Below are 18,819 nucleotides of genomic sequence, written 5' to 3'. Positions count from 1 at the left end.
GAGCTGCTCGGGTACGACAACATCCTCATCCATGAGGGGGACGGCACCCTCGGCTGGCCCGACCACGCCCCCTACGACGCCATCGTCGTCACCGCCGGCGCGCCGCAGGTGCCGAAACCGCTCCTGGAGCAGCTTGCCCTCCGGGGGCGGCTCGTAATCCCGGTGGGACCCACCCCCTACCTGCAGACCCTCGTGCGCGTCCGACGCCTGGGCGAGGACGAGTTCCGCACCGAAGAGCTCTGCGGCGTCCGCTTCGTCCCCCTCATCGGGGCGGAAGGATGGTAATGAGGCAGCAGCCGACCTCGGTGACCTGCGTCCCTGGGGTCGAAAATTGTTGAAATAAACATTGACATACGCTAATAAACGCTATAGCTGACTTGAACAACCAATCAAGAACTCATATTGCAAGGAGGCTTCGTGATTCGTCTATTCTCAATCATCACCATCATATTTGTTATTGCTGCAACGCCTTCTTTTGCCGAGAGGGATCGCTTGTGGGAGGAGCACCACACCGCTGAGTACCGGCATCTTCGCGCCGAAAAGACCCTGCAGCAACTTCTCACGGTTTTCGTTACCCGGCCCGGCGTAACCGTCGACTCCCCCCGCAGGGGACTGCTCCCTGCCATCCACGCTGGGGCCGCCGCATTCACCGAGGCACTTCGCCCAGGCAAGCGCCTGCAGCGATTCACACAAGATTTGAAGCCGTTGCTGACCACCCTCAACGCCGACATGGAGAGCGCAGCCGAAGGGCTGGCCGGGGCCGAAGCGCGCGGTGCGGCCATGGACCGGCTGCTGTCCGGGATTCTTGACGTCGCCAAAGGGGCAAAGATCCACCCCGAAGAAATGGACATAGCCCTTCTCCAGGCAGCTGCGGCAATCCAGGATTCCCTGCAAAGGCCACCAGCAGTCAACGTCCTGTCCCCTGAAGACCGGGAGCTGATATCCCTTCGCCTGCTGACCAGCGTCTCTCAACTCCACAAACGCGCCATCCTTCTGACGGAACCGCTCGATGCCCTGGAAACCCTCGGAACCGAACCGTCGCAGGTGGCAGCCTACACCCAGAGGCTCTCCTGGAGCGGTTCGGCTCTGGCAAGAGAACTCGTGGGGCTCGAAAAAACCCTTTCGGATCCAGACATCCTTGAGGATCTGAATGGCCTCATCATGATTCAGTCTGACGTCGACGCCGCAAACGACATCTTCGCCTTGAAGGTAGGTCTGGAATCATCCTTCCTTGGCAACAGCCTCGACCTGGCGCCGCTCGCCGCAAAGATCTCCTCGATGGGCGGCATCATGTCCGGAATGACGACCAACCTGCTCAGGGAATCCGGTGCAGTCCCCCCCAACTTCCTCATCATCACAGCCTACGACTGGCTCACCCCCTCGACCCCGCTTTCCTACGACCCCGATGCAAGCTTGCCGAACAAACTGGCTCTCCTTGGCGTGCCCCTGCCCCCCCCGCCGGACTTCTCCCTGTTCGCCACCCCCTACCGCGACATTTTCCAACTGCGCTACGATCTTAGCCTCTGCGACCAGATCACGGTCAAAGAATGGCAGGACGCCGAGGAGCAGGCATACGTGCTGAACCGGCATCCCCTTACCGCACCTGAGCGCCTCGCACTGCGCAAGGCCGATGCGGCCCGCCGCCAGGCCGTAATGGCAAGACTCAATGGCCCAACCCCGGAAGAGAAGCACGCGCTCCGCATCCTGCTTCTTGGTTACGCAGGCAAATAGCCATAGCACACCCACGAGGCAAAACCGCACCAGTCCGCCAAGTTGAAATCAGGCGTTCTTCGGCTAATATGGAAGGCATAAGCCCACTGCGACGGGGCATCCGGTCGTTTATTACCCAGCTCGCCTGGAGTTGCCATTTCCATGGACCCGAAGACTCCGACATCCACCACGCGGAACGGGCGGTTGGCTCTTCTTCTGCCGGCGCTGTCGCTACTCTGCGCCCTACTCATCCCCGCATCCGCTCTTCCGGCTGAAGCCCCCTTCCCCCGCGACCCGGCCGACGAGATCCTGCGGCAGATCGGGGTCGACGAGAAGCCGGGCGCCCGGATCCCGCCGGAGCTCGCCTTCACCGATACCGCCGGAAAGACGGTCCGCCTCGGCGACTTCTTCGGCGACGGGCCGGTGATCCTCACCCTCAACTACTACTCGTGCCCCATGCTCTGCCCGACGATCTTCCGCAACCTGGTCGGGACCATGGCGGGGATGAAGGGGCTCTCCCTGGCGAACGATTTCCGGATCGTGACGGTGAGCTTCGACCCCCGGGAGCCCCTCGCCCGCGCCCGGGCCAAGGAGGCCGAGACCCACGCCATGCTCCGGGGGATTCCCGAGCCGGGGCGCCGCTGGACCTTCCTCATCGGCCGGGAACCCGAGATCCGCCGCCTCACGGCAACGGTCGGCTACCGCTACGTGAAGACCGACGCGGTGAACTACGCCCACCCCGCCGTCATCATTGTCCTCACCCCCGATGGCCGAGTGGCGCGCTACCTCTACGGGATCGAGCAGTCCCCCCGGGACCTGAAGCTCGCCCTCATCGAGGCCTCGGACGGAAAGATCGGGGGCTCCCCCCTCATGAACCGGATCATCCTCGCCTGCTACCATTACGACCCGGTCGGGAAGAAGTACGCCCTCCTCGCCTCCCGCGTCATGACCGGCGCCGGTATCGTCACCCTCATCGCCGTCGGGATCCCGCTGGCCATCTTCTGGCGCCGCGAGCGGCACGGCGGAGGAGGGCGATGAGTTCCTTCCCGCTTTTCTCGGGGGAGGCCGCCCGCACCACGGGAGAGGTGGACGCCGTCTTCCTTTTCATCGTCGCCATCGGGCTCTTCTTCTTTTTCCTGACCCAGGGATTCCTGATCTACTTCGCGGTCAGGTACCGCCGGCGCAAGGGGGAACCGGAGGCCGAGACCCCCCAGATCACCGGAAGCGGCATGCTGGAGTTCATCTGGGTGGTGATCCCGTCGCTCCTGATCCTGGCCATCTTCGTGGTCGGCTGGTGGGGGTTCCGTGACCTGGAGCGGCCGCTCCCCGGCGCCATGGAGATCAACGTCACCGCCCGCCAGTGGCTCTGGGAGTTCACCTACCCCGACGGCCGGAAGGTGATCAACGAACTGCGGATCCCGGTGGGAAGGCCGGTGAAGCTGACCATGACCTCCACGGACGTGATCCACGGCTTCTACGTCCCCGACTACCGCCTGAAGCAGGACGTCCTTCCCGGCAGGTACACCTATCTCTGGCTCCAGCCGGAGAAGACCGGAACCTTCGTCATCTTCTGCTCCCAGTACTGCGGGACGGGGCACTCCGCCATGCTGGCGAACCTGGTGGTGGTCACCCCGGAAGAGTTCGCGCGGTGGGAAAAGGGGCCGGCGGAGGCGGCGGGGGGAGAATCCCTCGCCCACCGGGGGGAGGAGCTGGTGGAGAAATCGGGGTGCCTCGCCTGCCACTCCCTCGACGGGAGCCGCAAGGTGGGGCCGACCCTCAAGGGGCTCTTCGGCCACCAGGTGGAGCTCTCGGACGGCTCTAGCGTCGTCGCCGACGAGAACTACCTGAAGGAGTCGATCATCGACCCCGGCGCCAAGATCGTCAAGGGGTTCCCGCCGGTGATGCCGACCTTCAAGGGGACCCTCTCGGACGACGACATCACGGCGGTCATCGCCTATCTGAAGACGCTGAAATGACGGTTCAGCAGACTTAAGGGGAGGAGCAGTAATTCCCCCCTCATGGTTTAAGAGGGGGCCGGGGGGAGTTATTCGCGGAGACCACATGTCCCATACCGACGCCCACGCCATCAACGAAGACCGGGGCTACCTGACCGAACGCGGCTTCCGCTCCTGGGCCTGCACCCTCGACCACAAGCGGATCGGGGTCCTCTACCTCTTCACCACCCTCTTCTTCTTCCTCGCCGGGGGGGTGATCGCGCTCCTCATGCGGCTGGAGCTCCTGACCCCCGGCCCCACCCTCATGAGCGACCACACCTACAACGTCCTCTTCACCCTCCACGGGGCGATCATGATCTTTCTCTTCATCATCCCCGGCATCCCGTCGGGGATGGGGAACTTCTTCATCCCGCTTCTGATCGGCGCCCGCGACGTCGCCTTCCCCCGACTGAACCTCCTCTCCTACTGGATCTTCATCGGCGGGATCGTGGTGATCCTCGCCTCCCTGGTCTCCCCCATGGATACCGGGTGGACCTTCTACACCCCCTACTCCGCCCGGACCGGGGCGGCGGTGGCGACCCTCTCCCTCGGCATCTTCCTCGTCGGGATGTCGTCGATCCTCACCGGGCTGAACTTCATCGTCACCACCCATCGCCTCCGGGCGCCGGGGCTCACCTGGCACCGGCTCCCCCTCTTCATCTGGGCCATGTACGCCACGAGCATCATCCAGGTGATCGCCACGCCGGTGGTGGGAATCACCTTCCTGCTCCTGGCCGCCGAGCGGATCTTCGGGATCGGCTTCTTCGACCCGGCCAAGGGGGGGGACCCCCTCCTCTTCCAGCACTTCTTCTGGTTCTACTCCCACCCGGTGGTCTACGTCATGATCCTCCCCGCCATGGGGGTCATCACCGAGATCATCCCGGTCTTCTCCCGCAAGCCGATCTTCGGCTACCGGGCCATCGCCTACTCGTCGCTGGCCATCGCCTTCATCGGCTTTCTGGTCTGGGGGCACCACATGTTCGTGAGCGGCATGTCGCACGTGGCAGGGGTGATCTTCTCGTTTCTCACCTTCTTCGTGGCGGTGCCGACGGGGGTGAAGGTTTTCAACTGGATCGCCACCCTCTACCGCGGTTCCATCACCTTCGAGTCCCCCATGCTCTACGCCCTCACCTTCATCTTCCTCTTCGTCATCGGCGGGCTCACCGGGCCGTTCCTGGGCGCCCTGGCCACCGACGTCCACCTCCACGACACCTACTTCGTGGTGGCCCACTTCCACTACACCATGATGGGGGGGACGGTGATGGGGCTCTTCGCCGGGCTCCACTACTGGTTTCCGAAGATGACCGGCCGGATGCTGAACGAAACCGTGGCGAAGCTCGCCTGGGCCATCACCTTCGTCGGCTTCAACACCACCTTCTTCGTGATGTTCATCCTGGGGTACCACGGCATGCCGCGCCGCTACGCCGAATACCTCCCCAAGTACCACGCCGACAACGTCTTCGCCACCGTCGGTTCCTGGATCCTTGCGGTCGGGGTGGTGATCATGTTCGCCAATTTCGTCTGGGGAATGTTCTGGGGGGAAAAGGCCAGTGCGAACCCGTGGCGGGGGCTGACCCTGGAATGGCAGACGCCGTCGCCGCCGCCGACGGAGAACTTCGACGAGATCCCGACCGTCACCGACTGGCCCTACGGCTACGGGAAGAAGGCGGTGTGACCATGGGAGGCGTAACGGGAGACAGCCGGGAGGAGCGGGCCTATGCCCTGGAGACGGCCAAGCTCGGCATCTGGTGCTTCCTCGCCACGGAGGTCCTCCTCTTCGGCGGGCTCTTCACCGCCTACACGGTCTTCCGGCTCCGCTACCCCGACCTCTTCCACGCGGAGCACCTGAAGCTGAACCGGCTCCTCGGGGGGACGAACACGGTGATCCTCATCACGAGCAGCCTCACCATGGCCCTGGCGGTGGCGGCGGCGCGGCAGGGGCGAAAGAAGCGGCTCCAGATCTTTCTCCTCTGCACCATCCTCCTCGCCGCCTCCTTCCTCGGGGTGAAGTACCTGGAGTGGAGCGACGATTTCGCCCGCCACCTCTACCCGGGGACGAACCTCTTCTTCTCCCTCTACTTCACCATGGCGGGGCTCCACGCCCTCCACGTGATCGCCGGGATGGGGGTCCTGACCACGCTCCTCGTCATGGCCCGCCGGGGGAAACTGGGGCGCAGCCGCCACACCCCGGTGGAGATCGGCGGGCTTTACTGGCACTTCGTGGACCTGGTCTGGATCTACCTCTTCCCGCTGCTGTATCTCGTGGGGTGACCGATGACCGCGCAGCGCACCTACATCGCCGTCTGGCTCGCGCTCCTCGTCCTGACCGGGATCACCTGGGGGGTCTCCTACCTCGACCTGGGGCTCTGGAACGTGGTGGTGGCCCTCGCCATCGCCTCGCTGAAGGCGTCCCTGGTGGCGCTCTACTTCATGCATCTGCGGAGCGAGGGTCGGCTCGTCTGGGCCTTCGCCCTCTTCCCCCTCGGGTTTCTGGCGCTGATAATCTTCGGGACGCTCTCGGATACGCTGTTTCGGTGAACCGGTCGCTAGCCGCTAGCCGCCAGAGGCTAGCTTTCAGGAGGCACCATGCTCGGCAGAATAACCGTTTCGCTCTTCTTTCTCCTTCTCGTCTGGGGGAACCTGGTGGCGGGGATGAAGGCGGGGCTCGCCTGCCCCGACTGGCCGCTGTGCCAGGGGCGGGTCCTCCCCCCCTTCCGGCTCGACATCTGGATGGAGTTCACCCACCGGGTGATCGCGGCGGTGGCCACCGTTTCGCTCCTGCTGCTGGCAGCCGGGCGGCTGAAAAGCTACCGGGGGCTGGCCCGGGCAGTTCCCCTGGCGGCGGTGGCGATCCTCGCCGCCGAGATCGTCATCGGGGGAATGGTGGTCCTGCTGGAGCTGCCGGCGAACCTGACGACGCTCCACTTCGTCACCGGGACGGCGGTCTTTCTTCTGGCCGCCTACATGGCCCGGTTCGAGGAGAGCGGACGGACGCCGGGGTTCTCGGCCCGGGGGACCGCCGGGCTCACGCTCGCCCTCATCCTCCTCGTGGCCTCCCAGGCGGCGCTTGGCGCCTACGTCCGCCATGCGGGGGCGGGGCTCGCCTGCCCCGACTTTCCGACCTGCGGCGGCGGCTGGCTTCCACCCCTGGTCTCGACCGGGGTCGCCATCCAGGTCTCCCACCGGCTCTTCGCCTGCCTGATCCTGGTCACCCTGGCCCTCTTCTGGGTGGCGACCCGCCTCGACGCGCGGCTTGCCCCCCACCGGCGGGCGGCGCTGGCGCTGCTGCTGCTGGGCGGGGTCCAGGTGGCCCTCGGCGGGGTCGTGGTCCTCTCGGGGCTTTCCTACGTGGCGACGGCATGCCACCTGGCGGTGGCGCTTGTTCTCATGCTCCTCATCGGGCGGATCTGGGCGGCTGAAGTTACGCGGGGAGGAAGCTGATGGCAGACGGTGCGGCAGGTTCAATCGGCGGGATGGCGCCCCGGAGCTCCCGGCGGAAAGGATCGATCCTCGCCGTCGCCAAGCCGGGGATCGTGGCGGCGGTCCTCCTCGAAGGGTTTGCCGGCATGGCGCTCGCCAGCCGCGGCATGCCGGCGGCCGGGCCCCTCCTCGGCTGCCTCACGGCCCTCGCCCTGGCGGCGGGGGGGGCGGCGATGCTCAACGCCTCCCTGGAGGCGGAGCGGGACGCCCGGATGGAGCGCCTCGCCCGCCGGACGGCGCTCCTCGGCCAAATCGGCACGGGGCGGGTACGGGCCGCGGCCCTCGGCCTCATGGCCGGCGGGCTCGGGGTGGCGCTGGCACGGCTTCCGCTTGCCGCCGGGCTCCTCATCGCCCTGGCGGCGGCATCCTACATCTTCCTCTACACCCTCTGGCTCAAGGGGCGCTCCCCCTACGGGGCGATACCGGGGGGAATCCCGGGGGCGCTTCCGGCGCTTGTCGGTTACCGCGCCGCCGCTCCGGCCTGGGGAGTGGACGGCGTGATCCTCTTCATCGTCATGCTCCTCTGGCAGCCCCCCCACTTCTGGGCCCTGGCCCTCGCCTACCGCGACGACTACCGCCGGGCCGGCATCCCGGTGCTCCCGGTGGCCCGCGGCATCCCCTACACGAAAGCGCTCCTCCTGCTATACGCCACCGCCCTTCTCCCCGCCTCCCTCGCCCTCTGGCTCTTCGGCCCCTGCTCGGGGCGCTTCGCCGAGGCGGCCCTTCTCCTCGGCGGCGGGTTTCTCGCCAGCCTCTGGTGGAACATGGTACGGCGGGAGCGCTACGGACGGGCCTTCGCCGCCTCCGTCGCCTACCTCCTCCTGCTGCTGGCGGCGGTAGCCGCAGATATGATCGTGCCGCTTCCGTGACGGCCTTATACAGTAACTCCCCCCTACCCCCCTCTTAAGCCAAGAGGGGGAAAGTACTACTCCTCCCCTTAACTTAAGGGGAGGCTGGGAGGGGTTATGGAGTCTGCCGGATAGTTGCATTTCAAAATCGCGAGGCCGCTGTCATGGAGATCGCCCCGACCCCCGAATGGGAAGAACTACGCGACGCGCTCCTGCGCGAGGGGGGAACCACCCTGCTGCTGGGAGCGACCGACTCCGGCAAGTCGACCCTGGTCCGCTGGCTTGTCGGCTCCCTGGCCGCCGCCGGCACGGCGGTCGCCCTGGTCGATGCCGACGTGGGGCAGTCGGCCCTCTGCCTGCCGGGAACCGTGGGGATGGCGCTCTTCCGCACTCCCCACGACGTGGCGGAGTACCGCTGCGGGGAGTTCTCCTTCCTCGGCTCCGCCAACGCCGCCAGGATCATCCCGGCGCTTGCCGGAGCCACCGGGCGGCTCGCGGCCCGGGCCCGTCACGAGGCGCCAGCGCTCATCATCGACACGACCGGCCTGATCGACGGCATCCCGGGGGTAGCCCTCAAGGTCGGCAAGATCAGGGAAACCCGCCCCGACCGGGTGGTCGCCATCCAGCATGAAGGGGAGTGCGAGCCGATCCTCTCCCACCTGGGGAGCACCGGGGTGTTTCGGCTCCTTCCCTCCCCCCACGTCACGAGGCGAAGCCCCGAGGCCCGGGCCCGGCGCCGCCGGATGCGCCTGGCCGCCTATTTTGCCCGGGCCCCCCTGACCGAAGCCCTGATCCATGCTGGCGGCGCGGAATTCTTCCGCCTGGGCCGCCGGGTCGACCTCCCCCAGGGACCGCCCTCCCGGGGAGCGGTCATCGGTCTCAACCGGGGGGACGTGACCCTGGCCCTCGGTATCGTCACCGAAGCGGACGGGGAGAGCGTCGCCTTCAGCTCTCACCTCGTCTCACCCCGGGAGGTGAACGGGGTGGTGTTCGGCGATATCACCCTGACCGACGAAGTCGACTGACCGGTCACGGTATCGAGGATAAGACCGCCATGGAGCTCGGGATCGGCTGCTGCGGCTTCCCGGTGGCCCGGGAGCGCTATGTCTCAGAGTTCGACGTCGTGGAGATCCAGCAGACCTTCTACCACCCTCCCCGCGTCGAGACCGCCCGGAAATGGCGGGCAACCGTCCCCCCCGGCTTCGAATTCACCGTCAAGGCGTGGCAGCTGATCACCCATTCCCCCGAAAGCCCCACCTACCGGCGGCTAAAACGGGAGATCCCGCCGGCGGAGCGGGAGCGCTACGGCCTCTTCCGTCCCACCGACGAGGTGTTTGCCGCCTGGGACGAAACGCGGCGGATCGCCGGGGCCCTCGCCGCCTGCCTGGTCCTCTTCCAGTCCCCGCCCCGCTTCACCCCCACCGCCGAACACCTGAACAACATGCGCCGCTTCTTCTCTTCAATCGACCGCGCCGGCCTCCTCCTGGCCTGGGAACCGCGGGGCGACTGGCCGGCGGAAACGGTGCGGGGGCTCTGCGGAGAGTTGGAACTCATCCACTGCGTCGACCCGTTCCGCAACGATCCCCTCGCCGGAACACCCCTCTACCTGCGGCTCCACGGCAGAGACGGCTACCGCTACCGGTACACCGACGAAGAACTGGCCGCCCTGCTCCGCCGCTTGGCCGGGTGGGGACGTCCCGCCTACGTCATGTTCAACAACGTCTTCATGTACGACGACGCCCGCCGGTTCGCCCGGATGGCCCGGGGGGGTACTGAATGGGGAAGAACTGGCGAGAGGGCAGAAGATTAATGCCAATCAAGTTCCTTAATGAGTCTTTGCGCCGGAATTAACCTGTCCCGGGATCGGGAATGGGATTATAATTGTAATAGGCGAAGAACTTGCCGGGAGGTGAATGACAATGTTGGAAAGATGCTGTAACAGCATGACCCACTACGAGCACATGTGCTCGCTGACCCTGAACGGATGCGCCATTGAGCGGGCTAATCTGCCGAGTCAGTTTGAGTGTGCTCCGTGTGAAGACAAGTCGCATAACCATAGAAGGATCTGCACACCCAGTCTGATCGGAACGTAAGCAAGTTGCAGTTGCTTCTACCCGGAAATGAGGTCAATCGAGCTTTTCCGGGTGTTTTTTTGCCCCGGTTGCAGGCGACAGTGCGTCTTCACTCCACCTCCAGCTCCTTCACCCGCAGCTCTTCCCCGGCGGTAACCCGCACCCCGTAGGCGCCGCAGGAGGGGCAGGGGTCGAAGTAGGTCTTGAGCGGAAAGGTGGCGCGGCAGGCGGGGCACTCTCCCCGCCCCGGCACCCGTTCGATGGCGAGGCGGGCACCCTCCAGGAGGGTATCCCGGATGCACGCCTCGAAGCAGAACTCCACCGCCTCGGGGACCACGCCGGAGAGCTCCCCGATCTCCAGGGTCACGGCGAGGACCCGTCGCCCCTCCGCGTTCTTCTCGCATATCTCGACCACGCTCTGGGTTATGGACATCTCGTGCACGAAGGCCTCCGGTCGAGCGGCTAGCCGCTGTTTTTTCACGAATGATAGCAGAGTTTCACCGGCAAAGGGAAGCCGCCGGTCCCCTTTCGGGGGACATTCGCCTTGTCTCCCCCGGGGGGGTCGTGTATAATTCCGCGGTATTTTGAACCGTTTGCACGAGGCCCCCATGACCCTCAACTCCAAGCTGGTGGCGATCATGCTGTCGCTGCTCGTCATCGCCGTCACCACCCTCTTCTTTCTCAACCAGTACAGCCAGAACGAATTGGTCCGCGAGATCCAGGACAGCTCGACGGTGGTCTCCAAGGCGATCCAGATGAGCATTCAGGACCTTACCTCCGAGTACGAGTCCGACAGCTCCCGCCTCACCGACTACATGAAGGAGGCAAGGGTCAAGGGGGTCAACGAGATCAACATCATCAGCAACGAGGGGGAAATCATCGACTCCTCGGACCCGGCGAAGATCGGCAAGAAGAAGGAGCTGAAGAAGCTGGTGACGGGACTCCGGGCCTCCCCCGGCACCAAGGGGGGGAGCGGGTCGGTCCGCCCTTACAACCTGGTGGTGCCGGTCATCGTCGGCGACGAGCACCTGGGGTACGTGCAGATCAACCTCCTGCTGGACAACATCCGGACTATTCAGCACGAGAACCTCGTCAACCGGGTGGTGGCAACCTCCCTCGTCTTTTTCTTCGGCATCACCCTGACGATCTTCCTCGCCAAGCGCTACACGTCGCCCATCAACAACCTGGCGGACGGCGTCAGGCGGGTGGCCGACGGTGACCTCTCCGTCACCTTCCCGGTGCAGAGCAAGGATGAGATCGGCGAACTGGGGCACAACTTCAACGAGATGGTGGCCAAGCTGCGGGAGCGGGAGTCGCTGGAAAAGCGACTCTACGAAGCGGAGCACCTCTCGAAGGTGGGGCAGCTCGCCTCTGGCATCGCCCACGAGATCCGCAACCCCCTGAACTACATCAGCCTCGCCATCGATCACCTGAAGAGCGAATTCCTCGCCGCCTGCCCCGGGAGGCAGGACCAGTTCATCCCCCTGGCCGACAAGATCAAGGAGGAGGTTAGACGCGCCAACTACATGGTGGTCAACTTCATGAACTACGGCCGTCCCTTGAAGCTCAGGATCACTGAGCTCTCTTACCGGGAGCTGATCGAGAAGGCGCTGCCGGTGCTCCACGACAAGCTGACCGAGCAGCGGGTGACGGTGACCACGGAGCTGGCGCCCGACCTTCCCCCCATGCGGGCCGACGGGGAGATGCTGCGCAACTGCATCTTCAATTTCGTCACCAACGCCGCCCAGGCGATGCCCAACGGCGGGACCGTCACCCTCGGCGCCACCTTCGACCCGCGCAAAGACGCCTTCCTGCTTACCTTCGCCGATCAGGGAAGCGGGATCCGCGAGGAGGACATCGCCAAGATCTTCCAGCCGTGGTTCACCACCAAGGAAGCGGGAATCGGGCTCGGGCTGGCGATCACCGAGCGGATCGTCCGGGAGCACGGCGGCGAGATCCGCGTGACAAGCGGAAACGGCATCGGGACGACGTTCACGGTGGTGCTGCCGGCACGGCCGAAGGAGAGCGAATGACAGGGACCATTCTCATAGTTGACGACGAGCGGAGCCAGCGGGAGATCCTCCAGACGATCCTGGAGGGTGAGGGACACCGGACCGTGGCGGTCCCCGGCGCCCGGGAGGCGCGGGAAAAGCTCGAACGGCAGGCGTTCGACATTATCCTCACCGACCTGAAGATGCAGGGGATGTCGGGAATGGAGCTCCTGGAGAAGGTCCTTTCCGACGACCCCCAGCAGTGCATCATCATGATGACCGCCCACGGCACCGTCGACTCGGCGGTGGAGGCGATGAAGCTCGGCGCCTTCGACTATCTGGAGAAGCCGCTGGAGCGGGACAACCTCCTCCTCACCCTGCGCCGGGCCCTGGAGCGGGTCCGTCTCGTGAAGGAGAACCGGGCCCTCCACCGGAAGCTGGAAGAAACGCACGGGATCCCCAACATCATCGGCGTGCATCCGAAGATGCGGGAGGTCTACCGCGTCATCACCAAGATCGCCCCCACCAGCTCCACGGTCCTCATCTACGGCGAATCGGGCACCGGCAAGGAGCTGGTGGCCCGCGCCATCCACGACGGGAGCCCGCGCAAGGAAATGCCGTTTTTCGCCATCAACTGCGCCGCCATCCCCGAGACCCTCATGGAGAGCGAGCTCTTCGGCCACGAAAAGGGGGCCTTCACCGGCGCCAGCAGCCGGGAGATCGGCATCTTCGAGGCGGCCGACGGCGGCACCGTCTTTCTCGACGAGATCGGCGAGATGAGCGTGGCGATGCAGGCGAAGCTCCTGCGCGCCATCCAGACCAAGGAGATCCGCCGGGTGGGTGGAAAGGTGAACGTTCCGGTGGATGTCCGGATCATCTCCGCCACGAACCGGGAGCTGGAGGCGGAGATCAGGAAGGGAGCATTCCGGGAGGACCTCTTCTACCGGCTCAACGTCATCCGGATCAACCTCCCTCCCCTGCGGGAACGGGGAAGCGACATCGCCACCCTGGCCGATTTCTTCGTCCGCAAGTACAGCGCCCAGTCCGGCATCGAGGTGAAGGGGATCTCCCGCCCGGCCTTGAAGCTGATTATGAACTACAGCTGGCCGGGAAACGTCCGGCAGCTGGAATCGGTCATCGAGCGGGGAGTCCTCATGGCCGAAAGCGACCAGATCGAACCGTCGGACCTCCCGATCGAGGTGACGGAGGGGCTTTCCCGGGCCGGGTGGGTCCCCTTCGAACTTCCCGCCGACGGGATCCAGTTCGAGGAGTTGGAGAGGAACCTCATCATCAAGGCGATGGAACGGGCCGACTGGGTCATCGCCAAGGCGGCGCCACTGCTCGGCATGAGTTACAAGACCCTCCAGTACCGCCTGGAGAAATTCAACATCGAGAAACCGGGCTAAATGCCAAGGGGTAAAGGGGAAACGCATTCCAAGGTCCTTGACGCGTACCTCTTTCACGGTAGCCTTTAATCTTTAGCTTTTAGTCTTAAGTCTTTAGGCGGAGGTTTTCCATGGACTTCACCCGCAGCATTCACCGCTTCACCGTTCTCCCGACGCTGAGCGGCGAACTGGCCCCCCTGCAGAAACTCGCCTACAATCTCTGGTGGACCTGGGACCCCGAAGGGGTCGAGCTTTTCAAACGGCTCGACATCGACCTCTGGCAGCAGACCCGTCACAACCCGGTGGAGATGCTCGGCATCCTCCAGCAGACGACGCTGGAGAAGCTGGTGGCCGACGAGGGGTTCATGGCGCAGCTCGCCCGGGTCGACGAGAAGTTCCGTGACTACATGGGGGCCAGGACCTGGTTCGATCGGGCCTGCGACGGCGGTAAGCGGATGATCACCGCCTACTTCTCCATGGAGTTCGGCCTCCACGAGTCGCTCCCCACCTACTCCGGCGGCCTCGGCATCCTGGCCGGCGACCACCTGAAATCGGCCAGCGATCTCGGCATCCCGCTGGTGGGGGTCGGCCTCCTCTACCGCCAGGGGTACTTCCGCCAGTACCTCAACATCGAGGGGTGGCAGCAGGAGCTCTACCCCGAGAACGACTTCTACAACCTGCCGCTGCGCCTGGAACGGGACGAGACCGGGGAGCCGGTGGCGGTGGTCCTCGACATGGCGGGGCGGACCGTGACGGCCCATGTCTGGCGCGTCCAGGTGGGGCGGGTTCCCCTCTACCTCCTCGACACCAACGTGGACGAGAATGCCCCGGAGGACCGGGAAATCACCGCCCAGCTCTACGGCGGCGACCAGGAGATGCGGATCCGCCAGGAGATCCTCCTCGGCGTCGGCGGCATCCGGGCCCTCCACCAGCTCGGCATTACCCCCAACGTCTGCCACATGAACGAGGGACACGCGGCGTTCCTCGCCCTGGAGCGGACCCGGCTCCTGATGGAGGAGCACGGCCTGCGCTTCACCGAGGCGATGGAGGCGGTGCGGGCGGGGAACATCTTCACCACCCACACCCCGGTGGATGCCGGCATCGACCATTTCCCCCCCGATCTCCTGGAGCGGTACCTCGGGCGCCACTACCGCTCCCTCGGCCTCTCCCGGGAGGAGTTCCTGGGGCTGGGACGGATCAACCCGCGCAATCCCCACGAGATGTTCTGCATGGCGGTCCTCGCCCTGAAGCTCGCCAATCACGCCAACGGCGTCAGCCAGCTCCACGGGGAGGTCTCGCGCCGGATGTGGAAAAACCTCTGGCCCGAGCTCCCCGACGAGCATATCCCGATCACCTCGGTCACCAACGGCGTCCACACCAAGACCTGGTTCTCCATGGAAATGGTCGGCCTCCTCACCCGCTACCTGGGGTTCCGGTGGCGCGATGACCCCACCGACCCGGTCCTCTGGAAGCGGGTCGCCAACATACCCGATTCGGAGCTCTGGCGCACCCACGAGCGGTGCCGCGAGCGGCTCGTCCTCTTCGCCCGCCGCCGCCTGAAAGATCACCTGAGGCAGGTGGGGGCCACCGCCAAGGAGATCGCCGCGGCCGAGGAGGTCCTGGACCCGGAGGCCCTCACCATCGGTTTTGCCCGGCGCTTTGCCACCTACAAGCGGGGGACCCTCCTCTTCCGGGATCTGGGGCGGCTCGAAAAGCTCCTCGGCAACAGCGAGCGGCCGGTGCAGATCATCTTCGCCGGCAAGGCCCACCCCCACGACGTGGAGGGGAAGGAGCTGATCCGCGAGATCTTCCAGCATTCCATCGGCGAGAGGTTCCGGGGAAAGATCGTCTTTATCGAGGATTACGACATGGCGGTGGCGCGGCACCTGGTCCAGGGGGTGGACGTCTGGCTCAACACCCCGCGGCGCCCCCTGGAGGCGAGCGGCACGAGCGGCATGAAGGTCGCCTTCAACGGCGGGCTCAACATGAGCGTCCTGGACGGCTGGTGGCCCGAGGGGTACCGGGGAAACAACGGCTGGGCCATCGGCAAGGGGGAGGTCTACGACGACGTCGACTACCAGAACGAGGTGGAGAGCCGCGCCATCTACGACCTCCTGGAGAAGGAGGTCATCCCCCTCTTCTACGACCGGGGGACCGACGACATCCCCCGCGGCTGGCTCTCCTGCATCAAGGCAAGCCTCCAGACCCTCTGCCCCGTCTTCAGCACCGAGCGGATGGTGCGGGAGTATACCCAGCTCTTCTATCTCCCGGCCTACAGCCAGTGGGAGAAGCTCTCCGGCGACCGGCTCTCTCTCGCCGTCGATCTGGCGAGGTGGAAGGGGGAGATGCACCAGGGGTGGAGCCAGGTCCGGGTCACCCGCCTGGATGCGGGGGCCACCGCCGAGGTCCCCCTGGGGGCCGTCATCCCGGTGACGGCGGAAGTCTCCCTCGGCGACATCCCCCCCGATCAGGTGGCCGTCGAACTCTATTGCGGCGTCCTCGACTCCCGGGGGAACATCATGGGGGGCGAGCTCCTCCCCCTCTCCCACGGCGGCGCGGCCGGCGACGGGCTCCACCGCTTCGCAGGGGAGATCGAGCCCCGCTTCTGCGGCAGGCACGGCTTCATGGTGCGGGTCATGCCGCGGCACCCGCAGCTCGGGCCGGTCTACGAGCAGGGGCTCCTCGCCTGGGGGTAGAGGGGGCCCCGAGCCCCGGTTTCTTCAAGTTTTCCCCGATCCGGCCGATACGTATGACATGATCGTCACGCAGGAAATAGCCCGGATCGCCCAGGCGCTCCTCAAGGACTCCGCCACCTCCCTCGTGGAGGCCACCCGGCACTCCCTCACCCCCCTCAACCTGACCCCGGGGCAGGTTGTCCAGGGGGAGGTGCTGGCGAGCCTCCCCCAGAGCCGCTATCTCGTCCGGGTCGCCAACGAGCTCCTCAAGATGGAGCTCCCCCTCAACCTCCAGCCGGGGCAGACGGTGGAGCTCACCTACGTCACCGACGAGCCCCGCGTCGTCTTCGCCCTGTCGAAATCGGCCAACTCCGGCGTCCCGGTCCAGATCAGCGACACGGGGCGCTGGCTCAACACCCTCGCCAGGGAGGGAAGCACCCCCTCTGCCGCCCCCCTCCCGCGACCCTCACTCATCCTTCCGGCCCCCCCGGACGACCCGGCGACCCTGGCCGAGGGGCTCAGGAACGCCCTCTCCCGGAGCGGAACCTTCTACGAATCCCATCTTGCCGGCTGGATGCGGGGGAACCTCCCGCTGACGGAACTCCTGAAGGAGCCCCAGGGGAGCCTCTCGCCCCTCGCCACGCACCTGCCGCAGACGGCGGCACCCCAGCCACCGGCCTCGCCGCCTCCAGGAGGAGTGGAGCCCCAGACGATCCCGATCATCAGAGAGCAGCTTGCCGTTCTCACCACCGGAGTCTTCAGCTGGCTCGGCCAAGTCTGGCCCGGTCAGGATATGGAGTGGAAGGTGCAGGAGCGGGAGGCGGAAGGGGGAGCGGGGGGGCGGAACTGGCAGACCGAGGTGCGGATCGCCTTTCCCCGTCTCGGCGAGGTCCGGGCAACCCTCACCCTGGCGGGGGAAGGGGTCGCCGTCACCCTGGTGGCCACCGAGGAACAGACGGTTACCCTGCTGTCGGGGGGAGCGGAGCGGCTGCGGGAGAACATGGAAGGGGCCGGGATCACCCTCTCCGGCCTGGCGGTGCGGCATGCAGGATCGTGAACGGGACCGGAAAGCGGTCGCCCTCACCTACAAGGAGGGACAGTACGCCCCGCGGGTGGTGGCGAAGGGGTACGGCGTCACCGCCGAGGCGATCATCGCCTGCGCCCGGGAGGCGGGGGTCTACGTTCACCACTCCCCCGAGCTGGTGAGCCAGTTGATGCAGGTGGACCTCGACGGGGAGATCCCGCCGGCACTCTACCGGGCGGTGGCCGAACTCCTCGCCTGGCTCCACTGGCTGGAGCATCTGGAGGAAGAGGGGTAACGGCCGGCATTTGGGGTTGAAGATCGGGGCAAAACGGGCTATCCTTCCAGGCCATTCACCACACGGGCAGGAAGAATACACCCATGAGCCTGATACGGACGATTATCCTCGGCATCGCGGCATTGGCCCTCGGTGCCTGCACGACCATGGTCCCCCGGGAGAAGCTCCCCTACCCCCTCACCAACGAGACCTTCGGCGATCCGACGAAGGTGGTGACCATCCCGCTGCCGGTCATCGCCACGAGCCCCAACGAGGGGGCCACCGTCGGGGCGCTCTCGGCGTTTCTCCTCCACAACGCCAGGGACGAGGTGAGCACCCTCCTCGCCCCCCAGATCAACTACAACCAGAACTTCGGCACCACCTTCACCCTCTACGGCGCATTCTTCCCCCGCCCCGACCGGAACTGGGAGCTAAACCTCTCGAAATCGACCAAGGTCAACGAGGCGTACGAGTTCCGGATCCGGGACAAGAGCCTCCTGGAAGGGAAGCTGGAGACCAACGCCTACCTCTTCCGGATCAGCGACGGCTCGGCCCGGTTCTTCGGGTTCCAGTCCGACAGCCTCAAGACCAATGAGACCAACTATGCCGACCAGGAGGTGGGGTTCACCGCCAGCGTCGGCTACGACATCGCCGATAACCTCCAGCTCGTGGTCGGCGAGCGGGTCCGCAAGGTCTGGATCAGGCCCGGCGCCGTCAAGAATCTTCCCTTCATCCACGACCGCTTCACCGCCGCGGAAATCCCGGGGATCGACGGCTTCGTCGCCCACGCCCAGAAGATCGCCCTCGTCTACAGCACCCTCGACTCCCGCGACATGCCGACCAAGGGGCTTTACGCCAGGGCCGCCATCGAGGGGAGCGCCAAGCTCCTCGGCAGCGATGCCGGCTACCGCCACTACGAAGCGGAAACCAAGGGGTACTTCCCCCTGGCCGACGCCCGCTACATCTCCGTCGTGCGGCTCGCCTACAACCAGACCTTGGGAAGCGACGTCCCGTTCCTGGAGCGGAGCATCCTCGGGGGCGAGAACACCCTCCGGGGGTACGGCCGCAACCGCTTCATCGACTCCAGCTACCTGCTCTGCAACCTGGAGGAGCGGATCCGGCTCTTCCGCTGGAGCGTCTTCGACGTCAACACCGACTGGGAGATCGCCCCCTTCCTCGACCTCGGCGCCGTCATGGAGTCCCTGGACAAGGCGAAGGCGAAGAGCTTCGAGTTCAACCCCGGCATCGGCTTCCGGGCGGTCGTGCGCCCCAACATCGTCGGCCGGGTCGACCTCGGCGTCGGGAAGGATGGGCCGGCGGTCTTCGTCGGGCTCGGTTACCCCTTCTAGAGGCTGCTGAAAAACTA

At 65.8% G+C, this 18,819-nt stretch carries 17 protein-coding genes and 1 pseudogene; 17 read left to right on the top strand and 1 reads right to left on the bottom strand.

The genetic code is table 11. The features are described from left to right. From M6689_RS11680 to M6689_RS11630, 11 genes and pseudogenes are all read left to right on the top strand, one after another. Window positions 1–285: pseudogene (locus M6689_RS11680) on the top strand (protein-L-isoaspartate O-methyltransferase); the annotation flags it as partial. A gap of 132 nt (window positions 286–417) precedes the next feature. After that, window positions 418–1,731 (top strand): hypothetical protein, encoded by a 1,314-nt coding sequence (locus M6689_RS11675; protein WP_298271840.1) that lies wholly within the window; start codon window positions 418–420, stop codon window positions 1,729–1,731. Window positions 1,732–1,872: 141 nt separating this feature from the next. Then, window positions 1,873–2,748, top strand: a complete 876-nt coding sequence (locus tag M6689_RS11670; protein WP_298271838.1) for an SCO family protein — start codon at window positions 1,873–1,875, stop codon at window positions 2,746–2,748. Beyond that, a complete protein-coding gene (gene coxB / locus M6689_RS11665) occupies window positions 2,745–3,686 on the top strand; it encodes a cytochrome c oxidase subunit II (RefSeq protein WP_298271836.1) in 942 nt (313 codons plus the stop codon). The genes M6689_RS11670 and coxB overlap by 4 nt, the downstream gene beginning before the upstream one ends. A gap of 85 nt (window positions 3,687–3,771) precedes the next feature. Then, entirely contained in the window at window positions 3,772–5,379 is a 1,608-nt protein-coding gene (gene ctaD / locus M6689_RS11660) for a cytochrome c oxidase subunit I (RefSeq protein WP_298271833.1), read from the top strand. Window positions 5,380–5,381: 2 nt separating this feature from the next. Next, the gene (locus M6689_RS11655; RefSeq protein ID WP_298271829.1) at window positions 5,382–5,975 is read left to right on the top strand and encodes a cytochrome c oxidase subunit 3 family protein; all 594 of its coding nucleotides are present in this window, start codon (window positions 5,382–5,384) and stop codon (window positions 5,973–5,975) included. A 3-nt stretch (window positions 5,976–5,978) separates the two neighbouring features. Continuing rightward, complete coding sequence (locus M6689_RS11650; protein ID WP_298271827.1) at window positions 5,979–6,242, top strand: cytochrome C oxidase subunit IV family protein; 264 nt, start codon at window positions 5,979–5,981, stop codon at window positions 6,240–6,242. Window positions 6,243–6,290: 48 nt separating this feature from the next. Beyond that, window positions 6,291–7,145 carry a COX15/CtaA family protein gene (locus M6689_RS11645; RefSeq protein ID WP_298271825.1) on the top strand — a complete coding sequence of 285 codons (855 nt, stop codon included), beginning with the start codon at window positions 6,291–6,293 and terminating at the stop codon, window positions 7,143–7,145. After that, the gene (locus tag M6689_RS11640) at window positions 7,145–8,053 is read left to right on the top strand and encodes a protoheme IX farnesyltransferase (RefSeq protein ID WP_298271823.1); all 909 of its coding nucleotides are present in this window, start codon (window positions 7,145–7,147) and stop codon (window positions 8,051–8,053) included. Before M6689_RS11645 ends, M6689_RS11640 begins: the two co-directional genes overlap by 1 nt. Before the next feature lie 143 nt (window positions 8,054–8,196). Further along, the gene (locus M6689_RS11635) at window positions 8,197–9,057 is read left to right on the top strand and encodes a polynucleotide 5'-hydroxyl-kinase (RefSeq protein WP_298271820.1); all 861 of its coding nucleotides are present in this window, start codon (window positions 8,197–8,199) and stop codon (window positions 9,055–9,057) included. A gap of 29 nt (window positions 9,058–9,086) precedes the next feature. Then, on the top strand, window positions 9,087–9,842 hold the full coding sequence (locus M6689_RS11630; RefSeq protein ID WP_298271817.1) for a DUF72 domain-containing protein: 756 nt from the start codon (window positions 9,087–9,089) through the stop codon (window positions 9,840–9,842). A gap of 371 nt (window positions 9,843–10,213) precedes the next feature. Here the strand turns inward: M6689_RS11630 and hypA are convergent, their stop codons facing one another. Next, a complete protein-coding gene (hypA, locus tag M6689_RS11625; RefSeq protein WP_298271814.1) occupies window positions 10,214–10,546 on the bottom strand; it encodes a hydrogenase maturation nickel metallochaperone HypA in 333 nt (110 codons plus the stop codon). Between the two features lie 166 nt (window positions 10,547–10,712). On the opposite strand from hypA, the gene M6689_RS11620 reads away from it, so the two are divergent. The 6 genes from M6689_RS11620 to M6689_RS11595 all read left to right on the top strand — a co-directional run bounded on the left by M6689_RS11620 (window position 10,713) and on the right by M6689_RS11595 (window position 18,802). Beyond that, on the top strand, window positions 10,713–12,137 hold the full coding sequence (locus M6689_RS11620) for an ATP-binding protein (RefSeq protein WP_298271812.1): 1,425 nt from the start codon (window positions 10,713–10,715) through the stop codon (window positions 12,135–12,137). Beyond that, a complete protein-coding gene (locus M6689_RS11615; protein ID WP_298271810.1) occupies window positions 12,134–13,501 on the top strand; it encodes a sigma-54 dependent transcriptional regulator in 1,368 nt (455 codons plus the stop codon). The genes M6689_RS11620 and M6689_RS11615 overlap by 4 nt, the downstream gene beginning before the upstream one ends. Window positions 13,502–13,611: 110 nt before the next feature. Then, window positions 13,612–16,176 (top strand): glycosyltransferase family 1 protein, encoded by a 2,565-nt coding sequence (locus M6689_RS11610; RefSeq protein ID WP_298271807.1) that lies wholly within the window; start codon window positions 13,612–13,614, stop codon window positions 16,174–16,176. Between the two features lie 58 nt (window positions 16,177–16,234). Further along, the gene (locus tag M6689_RS11605) at window positions 16,235–17,212 is read left to right on the top strand and encodes a flagellar hook-length control protein FliK (RefSeq protein WP_298271805.1); all 978 of its coding nucleotides are present in this window, start codon (window positions 16,235–16,237) and stop codon (window positions 17,210–17,212) included. Then, complete coding sequence (locus M6689_RS11600) at window positions 17,199–17,474, top strand: EscU/YscU/HrcU family type III secretion system export apparatus switch protein (protein ID WP_298271802.1); 276 nt, start codon at window positions 17,199–17,201, stop codon at window positions 17,472–17,474. Before M6689_RS11605 ends, M6689_RS11600 begins: the two co-directional genes overlap by 14 nt. 83 nt (window positions 17,475–17,557) lie before the next feature. Then, entirely contained in the window at window positions 17,558–18,802 is a 1,245-nt protein-coding gene (locus tag M6689_RS11595) for a BamA/TamA family outer membrane protein (protein WP_298271799.1), read from the top strand. The last annotated feature ends 17 nt before the right edge of the window (window positions 18,803–18,819 follow it).

This window comes from Geobacter sp., from assembly GCF_027327745.1.
GTDB lineage: Bacteria > Desulfobacterota > Desulfuromonadia > Geobacterales > Geobacteraceae > Geobacter.
This window is presented reverse-complemented; position numbering and strand designations above follow the sequence as displayed.

Excerpts from the sequence above, each read along its gene's own strand:
- coxB (WP_298271836.1), top strand. The coding sequence starts at position 2,745 with ATGAGTTCCTTCCCGCTTTTCTCGGGGGAGGCCGCCCGCACCACGGGA.
- M6689_RS11630 (WP_298271817.1), top strand. The coding sequence starts at position 9,087 with ATGGAGCTCGGGATCGGCTGCTGCGGCTTCCCGGTGGCCCGGGAGCGC.
- M6689_RS11620 (WP_298271812.1), top strand. The coding sequence starts at position 10,713 with ATGACCCTCAACTCCAAGCTGGTGGCGATCATGCTGTCGCTGCTCGTC.
- M6689_RS11650 (WP_298271827.1), top strand. The coding sequence starts at position 5,979 with ATGACCGCGCAGCGCACCTACATCGCCGTCTGGCTCGCGCTCCTCGTC.
- ctaD (WP_298271833.1), top strand. The coding sequence starts at position 3,772 with ATGTCCCATACCGACGCCCACGCCATCAACGAAGACCGGGGCTACCTG.
- M6689_RS11640 (WP_298271823.1), top strand. The coding sequence starts at position 7,145 with ATGGCAGACGGTGCGGCAGGTTCAATCGGCGGGATGGCGCCCCGGAGC.
- M6689_RS11610 (WP_298271807.1), top strand. The coding sequence starts at position 13,612 with ATGGACTTCACCCGCAGCATTCACCGCTTCACCGTTCTCCCGACGCTG.
- M6689_RS11645 (WP_298271825.1), top strand. The coding sequence starts at position 6,291 with ATGCTCGGCAGAATAACCGTTTCGCTCTTCTTTCTCCTTCTCGTCTGG.
- M6689_RS11655 (WP_298271829.1), top strand. The coding sequence starts at position 5,382 with ATGGGAGGCGTAACGGGAGACAGCCGGGAGGAGCGGGCCTATGCCCTG.
- M6689_RS11605 (WP_298271805.1), top strand. The coding sequence starts at position 16,235 with ATGATCGTCACGCAGGAAATAGCCCGGATCGCCCAGGCGCTCCTCAAG.
- M6689_RS11615 (WP_298271810.1), top strand. The coding sequence starts at position 12,134 with ATGACAGGGACCATTCTCATAGTTGACGACGAGCGGAGCCAGCGGGAG.
- M6689_RS11635 (WP_298271820.1), top strand. The coding sequence starts at position 8,197 with ATGGAGATCGCCCCGACCCCCGAATGGGAAGAACTACGCGACGCGCTC.
- M6689_RS11595 (WP_298271799.1), top strand. The coding sequence starts at position 17,558 with ATGAGCCTGATACGGACGATTATCCTCGGCATCGCGGCATTGGCCCTC.
- M6689_RS11600 (WP_298271802.1), top strand. The coding sequence starts at position 17,199 with ATGCAGGATCGTGAACGGGACCGGAAAGCGGTCGCCCTCACCTACAAG.
- M6689_RS11670 (WP_298271838.1), top strand. The coding sequence starts at position 1,873 with ATGGACCCGAAGACTCCGACATCCACCACGCGGAACGGGCGGTTGGCT.